This window comes from Brevibacillus soli (assembly GCF_044759095.2).
In the GTDB taxonomy this organism is placed as follows: Bacteria; Bacillota; Bacilli; order Brevibacillales; family Brevibacillaceae; genus JBIYSM02.
This window is the reverse complement of sequence record NZ_JBIYSM020000038.1, coordinates 13,237-30,034: the sequence shown is the minus strand read 5'-3', so window position 1 is coordinate 30,034 and position 16,798 is coordinate 13,237. Positions and strand designations below refer to the sequence as shown.

Genomic DNA, 16,798 nt, shown 5'->3' with positions numbered 1-16,798 from the left:
CCCTCTCTATCGTTCCTTCCCTGGCAGTGTATTCAATTACGTGCGTCTTGGCACTTCCGCAAGCGTCTCCTGCAGTCGTTTGAGGTCGGATGGCAGAGGCGCCTCTACTTTCATCTGCTCTCCTCCGAACGGGTGAACAAAGTGCAGGACTGCGGCATGCAGAGCTTGCCGGTTAAAATCGGCAGCTTTCCCTCCGTAGAGGGTATCTCCTATCAGCGGATGACCGAGATAGCTGAGATGTACCCGAATCTGGTGGGTTCGTCCCGTGTCCAGATGACACTCCAGTTTTGCCGCCTGGCGGTAACGTTCCATCACTCTGTAGTGGGTGACAGCATGTTCACCGGATGGCGTGACCCTGCGTCTGGCCGGATGGTGACGGTCTTTCCCGATCGGTTGGGTGATCGTCCCCCGTTCGTTCGCCGGGTGACCGTGAACATAGGCAACATAACTGCGCTTGATCGATCGCAAGCGCAAAAGGTCGTCGAGCAAGGCGGAAGCGAGGGCATGTTTGGCGTACAGAACCGCCCCTGACGTATCCTGATCCAGTCGGTGGACATGACGAACTTTTGCCAAAGTGCCTGTTTCCGAAAAATGACCGGCAACGAGATGATCGAGCGTCATGTGGTGATGGCTCTCTGTCGGGTGCAGCAGCAGCCCGGCCGGCTTGTTCACCACCAGCAAATGATCGTCTTCATACAGGAGGTCAAGTCCCCCCCGAACAGGTTCAAGCCCCAACGGCTCCGGTTGACAGACACGCAGACGTATCTCCTGTCCTTCAGCCGTACGGGTATGCTGAGCTGCGGGACTGCCGTCCAGCAGGATCTCTTTGTGCTGAAACAGCAAATGGACCGTTTTTTTCGGCAGCCTCCAGTGCTCGCGCAGCAGCTCGCCGATTGGCTTACCCGCAACTTCCAACCCCAGGGTTCCGACCAGCCACTCTCCTGCCTTCTTCATATCAATCATGCTTGGCTTTCTCCTCTGCTGGGGAAACGGATCAGGCTTGATTCAGGGCATCGCTTACCTGGACGACGCGGTCGAGAAACTGCTCGATCTCCTCCCGGCTCTTGCCCAGTTTGCTGACGAAACGAACCAGTTCCTTGCCTTCACGAAACGCGATGAAGCTGGGTATGCCGAACACATCCAGCTTTTGTCCAAGTTCCGGCAAGGTGTCACGGTTGACGGCAACCATCTCTACCTGTTCCTTGTACTTTTCTTCCACTTCCGGCATGAACGGATCAATCCGATGGCAATCCGGGCACCAATCCGTGTAGAACTTGACCACAACCGGCATTTGTGCGGCAATCGCTTGTTCAAATTCTGCTTCCGTCTTGATTTCTCTCATGGTGGGATCTTCCTTCCTGCTTGTTTTGCTTTAGTGTACCATAATGCCATTTGTTTTGTCCCGCCGTGACGACACTTACATCAGCTGCCCCTGCTCCAGCAGATTGCCGATAAACGCCTCCACAGGACGGGAGAGATGCCGGTCCTTGCGATAGGCCACGACAAGCGTCCGCTTGGGCCGATTGGACAACCGCAAATAGACGGGAGGTGTGATGGATCCCGGTGCCATCGTAATCATTTTCGGGGCGAACGACAAGCCCATCCCGGAAGCCACCAGCGATTGTACCGTCTGGATGTTGCTGCTCTCGAAGACGATCCGCGGGCGAAAACCCGCCTGCTCGCACAAGGAAAGGGAAATTTGCCGGAATCCCTGCCCTTCTTTTAATAAGATGAAGGGCTGCTGGGAGAGCGAGGCCAAATCCACCTCAACCTCTCCGGCAAGCGGATGCGTGGGCGGGACGGCCAGATAGATTTCTTCATGGATGGCAGGAATCGCTTCCAGATTCGGATCGGCAATTGGCATCGTGAGCAGGCTGATGTCTATTTTCCCCCGCACCAGAAGCTGCTCCAGCCTGCTGGACGTTTCTTCCACAAGCTGCAGTTCCACACCAGGGAATTGTTTGGTGAATGCGGGTATGACCCGGGGAAGCACGAAAGCGCCGGTGATGGGCAAACTTCCGACCAATAGCTTGCCGGTCTCGCCGCTTGCATAGGACCGCATCTCCCTCTCCAAACCTTCCGCTTGGTCGACGAGCTCCTGCGCCACCTGGATGAACCGCTGCCCTGCATCGGTCAGTTCCACGTGCTGCGGCAGCCGGTGAAACAGCATCACGCCGAGCATCTTCTCCAGCTTGGCGATCTGCTGGCTAAGCGACGGTTGGGCCAAATGCAGACGTGCCGCCGCCCGCGAAAAACTGCGTTCCTCCGCAACCGCCAGTACATAACGAATTTGTCGCAATTCCATGGTACCTACTCCTTATAGGAATAAACTATACGACTAATAATTATTATATCTTTGACCTATTTCTTTAGCCATGCTAAAACCTAAATAAGATATTCGATCGAAAAGGGAGGATACAAGTATGAAGCCCCGCACCTTGTTTGAAAAGATTTGGGACCAACACGTCATTCATGAAGAGCCTGGCAAACCGAGCCTGCTGTACATCGACCTTCACCTCGTCCATGAGGTTACCTCTCCGCAGGCGTTCGAGGGCCTGCGCCTGGCAGGTCGGAAAGTACGCCGTCCTGACCTCACGTTTGCCACCATGGATCACAACGTCCCGACCGCTGATCGTTTCAATGTAAAGGATCCGATTTCCCGCCAGCAGATGGAAACCCTGACCAAAAACTGCGAGGAGTTCGGCATTCCATTGGCTGACTTGAACAGCCCGGATCAGGGAATCGTGCATGTAATCGGACCGGAGCTTGGCCTTACCCATCCGGGCAAAACGATTGTTTGCGGCGACAGCCATACCTCCACACACGGCGCATTTGGCGCACTCGCCTTCGGTATCGGCACCAGTGAAGTGGAGCATGTCCTGGCGACTCAGTGTCTGCAGCAGTTGAAGCCAAAAACGCTGGAAGTACGCGTCAACGGTGAGCTTCCTTTCGGTGTAAGCGCAAAAGACTTGATCTTGGCGATTATCGCAAAATTCGGAACGGATTTCGCCACCGGCTATGTCATCGAATACACCGGCGAAGCGATCCGCAAGCTGACCATGGAAGAGCGGATGACCGTCTGCAACATGTCGATTGAAGCGGGAGCGCGCGCCGGCTTGATCGCCCCGGATGAAACCACCTTTGCTTATTTGAAAGGCCGCCGCCACGCTCCTCAAGGAGAGGATTTCCTCGCCGCCGTGGAGCGTTGGAAGCAGCTGGCCACCGATCCGGGTGCCGTGTACGACCGTGTAGTTGAAATTGAAGCCAGTGAAATTGCTCCGCAGGTGACCTGGGGAACCAGCCCGGGCATGGGGATCGGCATTGACGGGGTTGTCCCCCACCCTGACTCGTTTGCTACGGCGGCAGAGCGAAAAGCGGCACAGGATGCGCTGGCTTACATGGGGCTTACACCAGGCACTCCCATGAAGGAAATCAAAATCGACCGGGTCTTTATCGGCTCCTGTACCAATGGACGAATCGAGGACCTGCGACGCGCGGCAGAAGTGGCGAAAGGGCGCCGTGTCGCCTCCCACGTACACGCAATGGTCGTACCGGGTTCCCAAGCTGTGAAGGAAAGAGCGGAACAAGAAGGACTGCATCACATCTTCTTGGAAGCCGGCTTCGAATGGCGTGATTCCGGATGCTCCATGTGTCTCGCCATGAACCCGGATATCCTGTCGGAGGGAGAACGTTGCGCTTCTACGTCCAACCGAAACTTCGAGGGACGTCAGGGCCGCGGCGGACGCACTCACCTCGTCAGCCCGGAGATGGCTGCCGCAGCGGCGATTGCCGGACACTTCGTCGATGTTCGTGAATGGAAGCAGGAAGGCATCAACAAGGAGGTATTGCAATGAACCCATTTGTCATCCATACAGGATTGGTCGCCCCGCTGGACAGAGTCAACGTCGATACGGATGCGATCATTCCCAAACAATTTTTAAAACGCATCGAACGCACAGGATTTGGACAATTCCTCTTTTACGAATGGCGTTTTCAAGCGGACGGAACACCGATTGATTCCTTTATCTTGAACCAACCCAAGTACGCTGGTTCCACGGTGCTGTTGGCCCGCAACAACTTCGGCTGCGGCTCATCGCGCGAGCATGCTCCCTGGGCCCTCTTGGATTACGGATTCCGGGCCATCATCGCCCCCTCCTTTGCCGACATTTTTTACAACAACTGCTTCAAAAACGGCATCCTGCCCATCAAACTGAGCGAGGAACAGGTTCAGGAGTTGTTCAACCGGGCAGAAAGCCGCGACCAGTATCAAGTCACGATCGACCTGCAGCAACAGGTCGTAACTGACAATGACGGTCTCTCCTACCCGTTTGAGGTTGACCCGTATCGACGCTATTGCCTCTTAAACGGCTTGGACGATATCGGCATCACCCTGGAACACGAAGACAAAATCGCTGCCTATGAAGCAAAGCAGCGTGAATGGATCGGGAATTGACATGGGAAAAGGCATGGAATGAACTCATTCCGTGCCCTTTTTTTCATTCAGGGGGAGAACCATATGGTATTCGTCATAATAACGCTCCCCGACCTTCAAGGCATGTTTTTCCTCTCCGTACAAGGTAAAACCGATCCGCTCGTACAGCTTGCGGGCAGCGCGGTTAACGGTTACGACAGAGAGCTGCAGCTGCTCCACCGAGGTCCTTTCCCTTATGTATGCGATGACCGCTTCCACCAGTTGTGCGGCAACGCCTTTGCCCCGGGATTCAGGCTTTACGTACAGGGAAACAATCGTCGCCTTATGTATGTTCATCATGTTCCACCCCTTGTTCCGAATAGCATACTCGATCGAGCAGAGACTGTAAATCAGGATTTGACAAAAAAATGGTCGCAAAAAAAAAGGAGCGACTGCCCCCCTATGCCGTCTCTATTTGATTCGCTTGTTCAAGTCCGAACGTACTTATCGCCTGCTGCCGCAGCTTGTATTTCTGGATCTTGCCTGACGACGTCATCGGATACTCGGTGACGAATTGGATATAATGCGGGATTTTGTAGCGGGCGATCTTTCCGTCACAGAACTGACGAACTTCCTCTTCGGTCAATGACTGATCGGGGCGTACCTTGATGCAGGCCAGCACCTGCTCACCGTATTTGGCGTCCGGCACGCCAACCACTTGTACGTCGAGGATCTTCGGATGCGTGTACAGAAACTCCTCGATTTCCCGCGGGTAAATATTTTCCCCGCCGCGGATGATCATGTCTTTCAAACGGCCTGTGATACGGAAGTATCCCTCTTCATCCATCGTGGCCAAATCACCGGTGTGCAGCCAGCCTTCATGGTCAATCGCTTTGGCCGTCTGTTCCGGCATGTTGTAATAGCCCTTCATGACGAGATAGCCCCGCGTGCAAAGCTCTCCCTGTACCCCCGGCGGTAGCGTCTCCCCGGTCGCGGGATCGACCACTTTTACTTCCACCTCATCATGTGCACGGCCTACAGTGGAAACGCGCCGTTCGATGCTGTCTGCCAGACGGGTTTGCGTGATCACCGGAGAAGCCTCTGTCTGGCCGTAGGCGATAGTAATTTCGCGGATGCCCATTTTCTCCTCCACTTTTTTCATCACTTCGATCGGGCATGGGGATCCGGACATGATGCCGGTGCGCAGTGAGCGTAGGTCGCGCTCCGCAAAGGTCGGGTGATTCAACTCCGCAATAAACATCGTCGGTACGCCGTAGAGCGCGGTACAGCGCTCTTCTTCCACCACCGAGAGCACCAGACCGGGATCGAATGTGACGGTGGGAACCATGGTGGCACCCGTCGCCACACAGGCAAGAGTTCCCATCACGCAGCCGAAGCAGTGGAAAAACGGCACCGGGATACAGAGACGGTCCTTTACGCCCAAATTCATGCAGGCGGCTACCTTGATCGCGTTGTTGACGATGTTGTAGTGGGAGAGCATCACGCCCTTGGGGAAGCCGGTTGTGCCTGAGGTATACTGCATGTTGATCACATCGTCCGGATTGAGGGACTTCTGGCGGGCGATTCTCTCCTCATCCGATACTGTCATTCCGCGCTGCAGGAGATCGCTCCACAAAAACATGCCAGGCTGGCGCTCTGCCCCAATGAAGATCACGTTTTTCAAATGAGGCAGACGAGCGGACTGCAGCTGACCCGGATCCGACTGATCCAATTCGGGACAGATCTCCCGGATCATCTCCAGATAGTTCGCATCCCGGTATGAGTCGATCAAGAGCAGGGTCGTCGCTTCCGACTGGCGCAGCAGGTACTCCAGTTCATGGACACGGTAGCTGGTGTTAACCGTGACCAATACACCGCCCATTTTCGCCGTGGCGAATTGCGCCGTGACCCATTCCGGGACATTGGTCGCCCAAATGGCGATGTTTTCTCCTTTTTGGATGCCCAAGGAAAGAAAGCCCTTGGCTGCCTGATTGCAAAGCTGCTGAATTTCTGTAAACGTATACCGCAAATGGCGCTCTTTATACACGACCGCCTCCTTGTCCGGATAGCGGCTGGCCGTCTCGTCCAGCAAATCACCAATCGTAATGGAACGCAGCGTCGTCATAAGACCAGTTTCACCCCTGTTTTCCGACTATTTGTAATCGTTTGTCATGTATCCTTTTCTCTCTTTTGTTAGTTGATTCCTGCTCTTCTAAAAAAAGAAAAAGCGTCCCCAACGGAACGCTCCCCCCTTATTTCACTTCAATCACTCTTACTGCTTCCACCTTGTACGGCAGGTGGTTGCTGTAGGTCAGCTCTACGCGCAGCTCATGTTCTCCCTTGGGCAGCTTTTTCAGCAGAAACTCCGGGCTGTAGACCATCCCGAGCGATTTGCCGTCCAAATACAGATGGGCATGGCCTTCACCGAATACAGGCGTTGCTTTTGGATCAGCCGACTCCTTCACAAAGCGGAAATGCTGCGGATTCAAGTTGACTTCCGCGGTTGATCCGTCCACCTTGACGTCGAGGTTTATGGACGGCTTTTCCGAAGAGAACGGCTTGTTCGCTTCGGACGATGTCAGCACACTTTGTTCATTCGGCTTGTACGAACTTCCCACATCAAGCGGATCCTTCACCAGCAGCACGACGCCTGCTACCAGCACAATGAGAAACACGAGGCCACCCAGGATAACATTCCGCAGACTAATGATCATGACCCTCATCATCTACTCTCCCTTTCGCAAATGCTTGTCACCCGTTTTGTACATGGATACGCGAAAAGAGAAAAAATAGAATCGCTATTTTCAATTTCAACGGTAGTTGATAAATTGCACGTCGATCGGCAGATCTGCCTTGCGGATGGCGGCGATGATTTGCTGCAGCTCGTCCTTGCTTTTTCCGGTTACCCGGATTTGATCGTCCTGCACCAGGGATTTTACCTTTAATCCGGTCTCCTTGATGATGGTGTTGATCTTCCTGGCGTTGTCCTTGTCGATTCCCTGGATCAGCTTGACGCGTTGGCGTACAGTCCCGCTAGCGGCCGGTTCGATTTTGCCAAACTCCAGATTTTTGATCGACACGTTGCGCTTGACCAGCTTGCCCAACAGGATGTCTTTCACCTGACCCAGCTTGTATTCATCGTCGGAGACAACCACGATTTCCTCTTTGTCCAGAGAGATGCTGCTCTTGCTGCCTTTAAAGTCAAAACGGTTTTCGATTTCCTTGACCGCGGTATGGATGGCATTGGTCACCTCGGAGAGATCCACCTTGGAGACGATGTCGAACGAACTCTCTTTGCTCATTACCGCACTCCTTTCCTGGCGTTTTCCTCATTCTAGCAACCCTAAATCGCTTTTACCAAACCGCCGTCGACCAGGAACGATTGTCCTGTGACGTAACTGTTGGCGGGTGATGCGAGAAACGTGACAACGCGGGCGAATTCTTCCGGCTCGCCGTATCGTCCCAGCGGAATGGAGGATTCCACTTGTCTGCGGACCTCGCCAGGTTCGATGTTCAGTTTGCTTGCCCGCATTTGATCGAGCGAAGCGACACGATCTGTTGCAATGCGACCCGGTCCCACCGTGTTGATCAGAATTCCGTCCGGTCCCAGTTCGGCTGCCAGACTTTTCGCCAGTCCCAGGACGCCGGTGCGGAAGGTATTGGACAAAATCAGATTTTCCAACGGTTGCTTGATGGAGGAAGAAGCAAAATTGACGATGCGGCCGAACTGTTGCTTACGCATATGCGGCAATACGGCGCGAATTGCCCGCACGTAGCTGAGCAGGTTCAACTCAAACGCTTCGATCCACTGTTCGTCGGTCAACTGGTCAAAGGTACCGGCCGCCGGTCCGCCGGAGTTGTTTACAAGGATATCGACTCCGCCAAAATGCTTGATGGTTTCGTCCACCAGACGCTGGATGTCTGCGGCTTTGGTGACGTCAATGACGGCTGTCAACGGAGCGCGTCCCGTCGCTTGTTCGATTTCGGTCCGGGTCGCAGCCAATGCCGCTTCATCACGCCCGGAAATGGCAACATTTGCACCCTCTTGCGCCAGCAGCAGGGCAGTTGCCTTGCCCAGGCCTTTGGTAGAAGCAAGTACGATTGCAGTTCGTCCGTTCAGAAGCAAATCCATGAAAAGTCCTCCCCATTGGTTTTTCTATCCACTTACCTGCCTTCATTGTACTGTAATTTCTGAGTTAAGCAAGAAGAAGCGGGGAATCCCCACTTCTTCACTTAGATTTCCGGAGCTGGTATGGCGTTGTTTTCTTTCCCTTTCTTGGCCAGCTTTTTTGCCCGGCGTGCTTCTTTTTTGGCCTGTCGCCACGCGAAAAACCCTTCAAACAACGAATACAGAACAGGGACAAGGATCAGTGTGATGATGGTGTGAAACACCAGACCAAAAATGACGACGGTGGCCAGGGGCGCATGGAAGTCGGAACCTTCGGCGAACGCGAGCGCCATCGGCAGCATTCCCAGAATCGCCGTCAGCTTTGTCATGATGACCGGTCGTATACGGTCCTTCACGCCCTGCAGAATGGCTTCCTGAAGTTCGTAGCCACGGCTTCTAAGCGTGTTCATCCTGTCAATCAGCAGAATGGCGTTGGATACGACGATCCCGATCAACATGGTGATCCCGACAATGGCCATCAGCGTGAAGGTCCGTTGGGTCACCACGAGACCGACTACCACCCCGATGAATGCCATCGGCAGGGTAAGGATGATGATAAACGGGTGGGAAAGTCGTCCGAACTGTGCCACCATTATGATGTAAATGACCGCCATCGCTCCGAGGAAAACGAGCAACCCGCTCATGAGGTTTTGGTTCTGCTGTTTCAGTTCACCGGCAAGCTCCACTTTATAGCCGGCCGGAATCGCAAGGGCTGCCAGCTTTTCATTAATGGCCCGGCCCACCGTCCCAAGATCGGTACCAGCCAGCTCAGCGGAAACGGTTATGACGCGGTCTCCGTCTTCATGGCGCAAAACAGTAGGCGTTTTGCTGTATTTCCAATCTACCAGATCCATGAGAGGCACTTGAGCGCCGGAACGTGATGCAATCATGAGCTGGTTCAACTGGTCAGGATGTTTCATCCACTCTTCGGGGTAAGTTGCCGTCACGTCAAACTCTACTCCGTCCAGCGTCATGGTGGCGATGGTCTGTGCGCCGATAAAGCCGCCGATCTGCGAGAGCAGTGTGCGTTCATCCACTCCCATCCGCTCCATGACATCTTTCTTCGGAAGCAACGTCATTTTCTCCGAACCCTCCGAGAAGTCGTTGCGCACGTTTAAAAGCCCCGGAATACCGGACAGCATCTGCTCCACGTCTTTGGTTACGTTCTCCGCCATGTCCAGTTCTTTTCCGATGATTTGAAGCTGGACGGGGGTACTGCCGCCTTGTCCCCCGAAGGACATCTCCAGCCGTTCCACGCCCTCAATTCCTTTTAATCGGTCGTTTATATCCTTGGTTAATTCGTCCTTGCCGCGGTTCCGATCTGCCTTGCCCACCAGGTTGATATAGATTTCAACGTTGCGCTTGGTCATTTCGAGAAAGACTTCCTTGATCTCCGGAATGTCTTTCAGTTTTGATTCGGCTTGCAGCGCCGCCTGTTTGGAGGACTCAATCGTCGTTCCTCTCGGCAAGGTGAGTTTCGCATAGACAAAGTTTTCGCTGGCATCCAAAAACTCGCCTTGTTTGATGAAGGGTGTCAACGGAATGGCAGCCGCAAACAGCAGGACGGCGAGCAGAAGGGTTTTGATCCGGTGGCGCAGAGCAAGGTGCAACAGGTGCTGGAAAGCCCGCGTGATGCTCCCGCTGAACCCCTTCTGGTTTTCCCCCTCCTGTTCGATCTTTTTGTCACGCTTCAGGAAGCTGTCAGCGATCACCGGTACGAACAGGATGGCAGCGATCGTGGATGCCGTAATCGCAGCGGTGACCGTAAAGGCGATCGTCACGAAAATCGGCTTGAACTCTTCCCCGAAGTCGGCCAGCATCAGCGGCAGGAAGACAACCACCATCGTAATCTGTGAGGACAATACCGGCGTCAGTACTTCTTTTGTTCCAAGAACGATGGCACGGCGAAGCGGCTCACCTTTTTCACGGAAATGGTAAATACTTTCCAAAACCACGATGGCGGCGTCGACGATCAAACCGGCCGACAAGCTGAGGGAAATGAGCGATACCGCATCAATTTCATAGCCGAATATCTTCATGGCGATGAAGGTCATCAGCGCCGAAAGCGGCAGTGTAGTCGCGATGACCAGTGTGACGCGCAGATTTTTCAAAAAGAAAAACAGAATGCCAATGGCGAGGAAACCGCCGAGGGTCACTTCCTTGCTCAGGTTTTTGATGGAGGTTTCTACAAACGAGGCCGTTTCAAAGTGAAGCTTGAATTGATATTTCCCACCGGATTCCCGACTGAGCGCATCCATCTCTTGCTTGACCCGGTCCCATGTTTTGATCACGTCGCTGTCTTCCGAACGCGAGATATACAAGGTTACATAGGGTTGCCCCTGGTACAGGGAAAGGGCGTCCTTGCTCTGGCCCCGGATGTCTTCCACGCTTGCGATTTGGCGAAGCGCAACCGTTCCGCGCGGCGTGAGAATGGCAATTTCACTGATTTGCTGCACGGTTTTGAACGTATTGTCAATTTCCACCACGGTGTTGTACCCGTCGTTTTCCAGCACGCCGACCGCTTGCTTCCAGTTGGAGGATTGCAATTGCCCAATGACGTCCTGCGGTGTCACGTTGTACGCCAAAAGCTTATCCGGCTTAAGCGTTATGGATACTTTGTTTTCGTAATTGTCTTCACGGACCTTTACTTCTTTCACTCCTTCGAGAGCTTCCAAACGGTCCTTGATCGTCGTCCTGGCGAGATTCAGCATCGTTTGCGGGTCGACGCCCACCATGGCCAGCTGGGCCAATTGTGCGTCACCGTAGTTGGCCTGTTCAATGGTCACTGTCGTGATTTCTTTCGGAAAACCGTTTCGCAGCCGGTTTACGATGCTTTCCAGCTTTTGTTTGACTTCGGTCCCTTCCCCTTCTTTAGCCTTGGTCCAGATGCTGACCCACCCTGTCTGGGAAGTGGAACCATACTCGATGATTTCGGGAATGAGCTTGATTTCCTTTTCGATCTTGTTGGTAATCTTTTCTTCCATTTCTTCCGGGGGAAGCGTTCCTCCCGAGATTCTGATTTCCGTCCACGGCAGGTTTGTTTTGGGGACAAAGGATACCTTGAACGACAGCAGGGAACCCACTCCAGCCACTATGATCAAGAAGGTGCTAAGGTAAACGATTAGTTTACGCTGTAGAAAAAAGTGCAGCAGTTTCTCCATCTTTATTCTCCCTTCGCGGTGACTTTTTCACCGTCAACCACGTAGGTGATGCCCGCCCGAATCACCTGGTCGCCCGCCTGGATACCGGATAACACTTCGATTTGGTCATCCATCACCTGGCCTACTTTTACCATCTGTTTCTTCGCAACACCGTCTTTTACAACCAGTACATAGCGGTCGGATTGACTGATTCCGATGCTTTCCAAAGGGACGACCAAACCGTGGATCTGGCGGGGCACTTCCACCTGGGCCAACATTCCTCCGCGCCAGCTTTTCTCTGGATTGGAAACGGTTATTTCCACGCGGTATTTCCCTGTATTCGGGTTGATCACAGGGGAAATAAAGGTTGCCTTTCCGGTAGTTTTGTTCGCGCCTTCTTTTGAAACGAAAACTTCCTTCCCTACCGTAAACTGGTCGATCAGGTCGCTTGCGACATCGACGGTTACCTTTACCTCGGACAGGTCAACCAGGTGAATCACCGGCTGGCCCGGTCCGGACAGTTCGCCCGCCTGCTGGGTTACGTCAACCACTGTACCGGCAAAAGGGGCCGCGATTTTCGTTTCGTTCAGGTTTTTTTTCGCGCGTTCGACTTCGGTTGCCGCCTGTTTGACTGATGCGTCTACCGCGACAATATCCTCCGGCTCGGCGCCTTTTAGCAGATCGTTTAATCGGATTTGCTCGTTCTTCACTGTAATTTCCGCTTGTTCTTTCTGTGAGCGGCGGCTGTCAAGTTCACTTTTGGAGATTGCGCCTCCGGCATACAGCTTTTCCGCCTGTTCTAATTCGCGAACAGCCTCCGTCAAACGCTTGCTGGCGCTTTCCACTTGCAAACGCTGCTGCTGGATGGCTTCGGGCGTCGCCCCTTTTACGGTTTTGGACTTCCTCGCATAGGCTTCCTGCACCTGACCGGCCGCCGCATCAACCGCTTTTTGATAGTAACCCGAGTCAAGCGACGCCAACAGACTGCCCTTGGACACTACATCTCCTTTCTTCACGTTGATGGAAGTGATCCTGCCGCTTGTGCCGAAAGAGAGCACAGCATCTTGTTTGGCTTCCACGATGCCGGTAACCGAAAGCATGATGGGCTTCGTTTGTTTTTGTACCTTATACACTTCCACTACCTTGGTTTTTGCTTCTGGTACTGCTTCTGTTGCACTTGGGTTTGATCCGCACCCTGCAGCCATGAACAATGTCGCAGCCAAAATCAATGAAAATCGTTTTTTCACCATGATTCCTCCAAGTCGTTAACAATCATTTCCAAATGTATTGTGCCAGTTTTTCCCTCTATACGGAAACAGTCAGGGGGTGGAACTTATCCTCCGCCCTGGGACGGAGAGCGGGCTGGCAGCAAGTGGAATCCCCATTTCCTTATTACGTATGATTTTGGCAAAAAATACAAGGTGTAACCGTGAAAATTTATGAATTGTTTATTTATGGGACAAAAAGAAATAGGGTGGCGAGCTTGTAGGAGGGAAATATTTCCAGGCAGAGCGACTCGCGAAGTCCTGCTTAGCGGAGCAAGGAATGGCGGGAAAAAGAAACGCAACCCTGTTCATGCTACGGAGCGGCTGCGGCTTTTGCGGTTCGGTTACATTTGAGCATCCTAAAGGCTTACTTGCATGCAAAAGAGGCAATCCCTCAGTCTGCACGAGACTTATGGGACTGCCCCCCTGCCGCTTGGTTTATCATTGGATGCCTGCCAGCTCTTCCATTTGATCGAGCATTTCCTTGAACACCGCAAGCGCCTCGCGAATCGGCTCCGGCGAAGTCATGTCTACTCCGGCTTTTTTTAACAGGTTCAGCGGATAGTCGGAACCGCCGCTCTTCAGGAAATCGAGATAGCGGTCGACGGCCGGCTGTCCTTCCTCGACAATCTGCTTGGCAAGGGAGGTTGCAGCGGAAAAACCTGTAGCGTACTTGTACACGTAAAAATTGTTGTAGAAATGAGGGATTCTCGCCCATTCCAGATCGATTTCGCTGTCCACCACCATCTCGGGCCCGTGATAGGTGAGGTTCAGTTCGCGGTACATCGCGCTCAAGCTGTCAGCCGTCAGGGGTTCCTCCTGCTCCTCCTTGGCGTGAATCATTTTTTCGAACTCCGCGAACATCGTCTGGCGGAACACGGTGCCGCGGAACTGCTCCAGATAGTAGTTGATCAAATACATCCGCTGCTGTTTATCCGTCGTGGTGTCAAGCATGTGTTTCATCAAAAGCGCCTCATTCAGCGTGGATGCCACTTCCGCGACGAAAATCCGGTAGTCGGCATAAGTGAATGGCTGTGTCTTGTTGGAATAGTAACTGTGGAGCGCGTGACCCATTTCATGAGCCAGCGTGAACATGTTGTTTACGTTGTCCTGATAGTTCATCAGCACGAACGGGTGTGTCGTATAGGCTCCCCAGGAGTAGGCGCCGCTCGTCTTTCCTTCATTTTCGTAAACGTCTATCCAGCCGTTGGAAAATCCCTCTTCCAGCACCTGTCCATAGTCTTCACCGAGCGGGCGCAGCGCTTCTTTGATGGTGGAAACAGCCTGGTCGTACGGAATTTCCATTTCCACTTCCGGTACGATCGGCACATAGAGGTCGTACATGTGCAGCTCGTCCAGACCCAGCATCTTTTTGCGCAGGGAGATATAGCGGTGCATCAGCGGCAGATGTTCGCGAATGGTGGCGATCAGGTTGTCGTACACGGAGACGTCAATGTTGTCGGAGAACAAAGAAGCCTCCAAAGCGGAAGGATGCTTCCGGATACGGGCGTAAAACACATCGCGCTTCACTGCAGCCGTGAGCGTGGCAGCGATGGTGTTGCGATGCTTGCCGTAGGTTGAATAGAGCGCCTCGAACGCCTCCTTGCGCACCCGGCGATTCTTGCTCTCCATGAACTGCGTGTACCTTCCCTTGGTCAGTTCCACTTCTTCCCCTTTTTCGTTGGTAATCATGGGAAACTTCAGGTCGGCGTTGTTCAGCATGCCGAAGATTTTCGACGGGGCGTTTGCCACCTCGCCCACCTGTGCCATAATGGCTTCTTCGGCTGCCGACAGCGTGTGCGGCTTGTGACGGATAATTTCTTCCAGGAGAATACGGTAATGCTCCAGGCCCGGTTCGGACTCCAGCAGCTTTTTCAGGTCTTCCGTCGGGATGGCCAGTATTTCCGGCTGTATGTACGAAATGGCGCTGTACACCTGCGTGCTTACCCCTGTTGCGCGGTCGGTCAGTGCCTGGTAGGTGCTGTTGGCATTGTCTTCGTCGCGGCGCATTCGGGCGTATACGTACACCTGATCAAGGGTTTTGAGCAGTTCGTCCTGAAGGGTCAGCACTTCCAGCAGCTGCTTGCCGGACTGGGCAAGCGTCCCCTGTTTGGACGCAATTTCTTCCGTCATCTGTTTCACTTTTTGCACGTCTTTTTCCCAATCGGCGTCACTTGGGTAAATATCCTCCAGCCGCCATTTATACTCGTTGGGAATTTCGCTGCGTTTGGGCAAGGTTTTGCTTTTATTCAAACGGTAACACTCCTTTGCCTGTTCAAATAATTGGTTGAGACATCCATATGATCATCGTATCGTATTATGCCCGTATCTTCAAATTGTGAAATAAGAAAACCCACCCGGCATTAGCTATTCTCACCACACTCGGCGGTAGCTATCGCTGAGCCGAGTGGGGTCCCGTTTTTCGCCGGGCGGGGCCCCGAAAACACTTTTCTAGCGTCTGTATGGGATGGCCAAATTTATAAATTCTTATACACTGAAAAAGCTGACTTTTTATGCAAAGTCAGCTTCGCCCCACTCCTGTATAAGAAAAACCGATATCCTTCAGCTGTTTGGCCGGCCAAGCATTCCGCCCGTCAAACAGAAAGGGAGCAGACATTCGTTCCTTTACCTGAACCCAATCAAGCTGGGTGCATTCCTTCCATTCTGTAACAAGAATGGCTGCGTCGGCTCCGTTACATGCATCATACGGTGTGTCCGCATAGGTTACATGGGGAAAAATACGCTGTACGCTTGGGGACGCCACTGGATCGTAAGCAGCGACATCCGCTCCCTCCGCCAGCAGCAATGACAGCACCTTTAGGGACGGCGCTTCCCTGATGTCGTCCGTTTCCGGCTTAAATGAAAGCCCGAGAACGGCAATTCGCTTTCCGGACAGTGTTGCAAGCTGATCCCGCATGCGCCTGATGAACCACTCGGGCTGATTGAGGTTTACCTCGCGCACTTTTTCCAGAATCGTCAGCGATACCTCATGCTGTTTGGCCAGTTGCAAAAGCGCTGTCGTGTCTTTAGGAAAACAGGAACCCCCGTATCCTAAACCCGCCTGTAAAAACTCTGGTCCAATTCGGCTGTCCAGGCCCATCCCGCGGGCCACCGTCTTTACGTCCGTCCCCAGCTTGTCGCAGAGCCGAGCCAATTCGTTCATGAATGAGATTCGCGTCGCCAAAAAGGCATTGGACGCGTATTTAATCATTTCAGCATTGGCGCGCGTGGTCAGCACGCGGGGAGCGGAAATGCCGAGATACAGCTGCTCCATCAGCGCAAATGCCCGGTCCGTTTCCGCACCAATGACAATGCGCGACGGTTCCAGAGCGTCTCGCAGGGCGCTTCCTTCCCTTAAAAATTCCGGATTGGAGACGACGTGAAGTTCAGGAAACGATTGCAACTGCTGCGCCACATAGTCGGTCGTGCCTACCGGAACCGTGCTTTTCACCGCAATGACCCGCTCTGCTGGCGTTTTTTCCTGTAACTCGAGAAGATTGTCAACGGCGTTCAACAGAAAGCGAAGATCGGCAGAACCATCCGCACCGGATGGGGTGCCCACGCAAATGAAGACAACGGTTGCCTCATGTGCTGCGTCTTGCAATCGCGTGGTAAAGCGGAGTGTCCCTGTCCCCAGCACACGGGGAAGAGCCTCATCCAACCCGGGTTCGTAAAAAGGAGTCTTTCCTTGCCGCAACTGGATGATCTTGGATTCATCCACGTCAATTCCAGCTACCTGATGCCCCTGCATGGCCAGAGAGACGGCCGTGGTCAATCCCACATAACCCGTGCCGATAACGACAACGTTCATCGG

The 16,798-nt window shown here is 53.4% G+C and carries 14 protein-coding genes; 2 read left to right on the top strand and 12 right to left on the bottom strand.

The genetic code is table 11. From position 1 onward, the window contains the following. Nucleotides 1-36 precede the first annotated feature (36 nt). The 3 genes from ACE99V_RS15470 to ACE99V_RS15460 all read right to left on the bottom strand — a co-directional run bounded on the left by ACE99V_RS15470 (nt 37) and on the right by ACE99V_RS15460 (nt 2,305). Nucleotides 37-963: an RluA family pseudouridine synthase gene (locus ACE99V_RS15470; protein ID WP_400492065.1), complete on the bottom strand. Its 927-nt coding sequence runs from the start codon at nt 961-963 to the stop codon at nt 37-39. A 31-nt stretch (nt 964-994) separates the two neighbouring features. Then, nucleotides 995-1,342 carry a thioredoxin family protein gene (locus ACE99V_RS15465; RefSeq protein WP_400492064.1) on the bottom strand — a complete coding sequence of 116 codons (348 nt, stop codon included), beginning with the start codon at nt 1,340-1,342 and terminating at the stop codon, nt 995-997. 75 nt (nt 1,343-1,417) lie between these two features. Further along, the gene (locus tag ACE99V_RS15460) at nt 1,418-2,305 is read right to left on the bottom strand and encodes a LysR family transcriptional regulator (RefSeq protein ID WP_400492063.1); all 888 of its coding nucleotides are present in this window, start codon (nt 2,303-2,305) and stop codon (nt 1,418-1,420) included. A gap of 118 nt (nt 2,306-2,423) precedes the next feature. Here ACE99V_RS15460 and leuC point away from each other — a divergent pair, with 118 nt between their 5' ends. Together leuC and leuD are read left to right on the top strand one after the other, a co-directional pair. Next, nucleotides 2,424-3,854: a 3-isopropylmalate dehydratase large subunit gene (gene leuC / locus ACE99V_RS15455; RefSeq protein WP_400492062.1), complete on the top strand. Its 1,431-nt coding sequence runs from the start codon at nt 2,424-2,426 to the stop codon at nt 3,852-3,854. Next, nucleotides 3,851-4,453 carry a 3-isopropylmalate dehydratase small subunit gene (gene leuD, locus ACE99V_RS15450; protein ID WP_400492061.1) on the top strand — a complete coding sequence of 201 codons (603 nt, stop codon included), beginning with the start codon at nt 3,851-3,853 and terminating at the stop codon, nt 4,451-4,453. Before leuC ends, leuD begins: the two co-directional genes overlap by 4 nt. Before the next feature lie 24 nt (nt 4,454-4,477). Here the strand turns inward: leuD and ACE99V_RS15445 are convergent, their stop codons facing one another. From ACE99V_RS15445 to ACE99V_RS15405, 9 genes are all read right to left on the bottom strand, one after another. Beyond that, nucleotides 4,478-4,771 (bottom strand): GNAT family N-acetyltransferase, encoded by a 294-nt coding sequence (locus ACE99V_RS15445; RefSeq protein ID WP_400492060.1) that lies wholly within the window; start codon nt 4,769-4,771, stop codon nt 4,478-4,480. Nucleotides 4,772-4,871: 100 nt separating this feature from the next. Continuing rightward, entirely contained in the window at nt 4,872-6,536 is a 1,665-nt protein-coding gene (locus ACE99V_RS15440) for an AMP-binding protein (RefSeq protein ID WP_400492059.1), read from the bottom strand. A 127-nt stretch (nt 6,537-6,663) separates the two neighbouring features. Then, nucleotides 6,664-7,137, bottom strand: coding sequence for a hypothetical protein (locus tag ACE99V_RS15435; RefSeq protein WP_400492058.1), 474 nt, complete (start codon nt 7,135-7,137; stop codon nt 6,664-6,666). Between the two features lie 84 nt (nt 7,138-7,221). Beyond that, nucleotides 7,222-7,713: a YajQ family cyclic di-GMP-binding protein gene (locus ACE99V_RS15430; protein WP_400492057.1), complete on the bottom strand. Its 492-nt coding sequence runs from the start codon at nt 7,711-7,713 to the stop codon at nt 7,222-7,224. A 41-nt stretch (nt 7,714-7,754) separates the two neighbouring features. After that, the gene (locus ACE99V_RS15425; protein WP_400492056.1) at nt 7,755-8,543 is read right to left on the bottom strand and encodes an SDR family oxidoreductase; all 789 of its coding nucleotides are present in this window, start codon (nt 8,541-8,543) and stop codon (nt 7,755-7,757) included. 101 nt (nt 8,544-8,644) lie between these two features. Next, nucleotides 8,645-11,740 (bottom strand): efflux RND transporter permease subunit, encoded by a 3,096-nt coding sequence (locus tag ACE99V_RS15420; RefSeq protein WP_400492055.1) that lies wholly within the window; start codon nt 11,738-11,740, stop codon nt 8,645-8,647. 2 nt (nt 11,741-11,742) lie between these two features. Then, entirely contained in the window at nt 11,743-12,969 is a 1,227-nt protein-coding gene (locus ACE99V_RS15415) for an efflux RND transporter periplasmic adaptor subunit (RefSeq protein ID WP_400492054.1), read from the bottom strand. A gap of 456 nt (nt 12,970-13,425) precedes the next feature. Continuing rightward, on the bottom strand, nt 13,426-15,237 hold the full coding sequence (gene pepF, locus ACE99V_RS15410; protein WP_400492053.1) for an oligoendopeptidase F: 1,812 nt from the start codon (nt 15,235-15,237) through the stop codon (nt 13,426-13,428). Nucleotides 15,238-15,505: 268 nt separating this feature from the next. Further along, nucleotides 15,506-16,795, bottom strand: coding sequence for a UDP-glucose dehydrogenase family protein (locus ACE99V_RS15405; protein WP_400492052.1), 1,290 nt, complete (start codon nt 16,793-16,795; stop codon nt 15,506-15,508). Between the last annotated feature and the right edge of the window lie 3 nt (nt 16,796-16,798).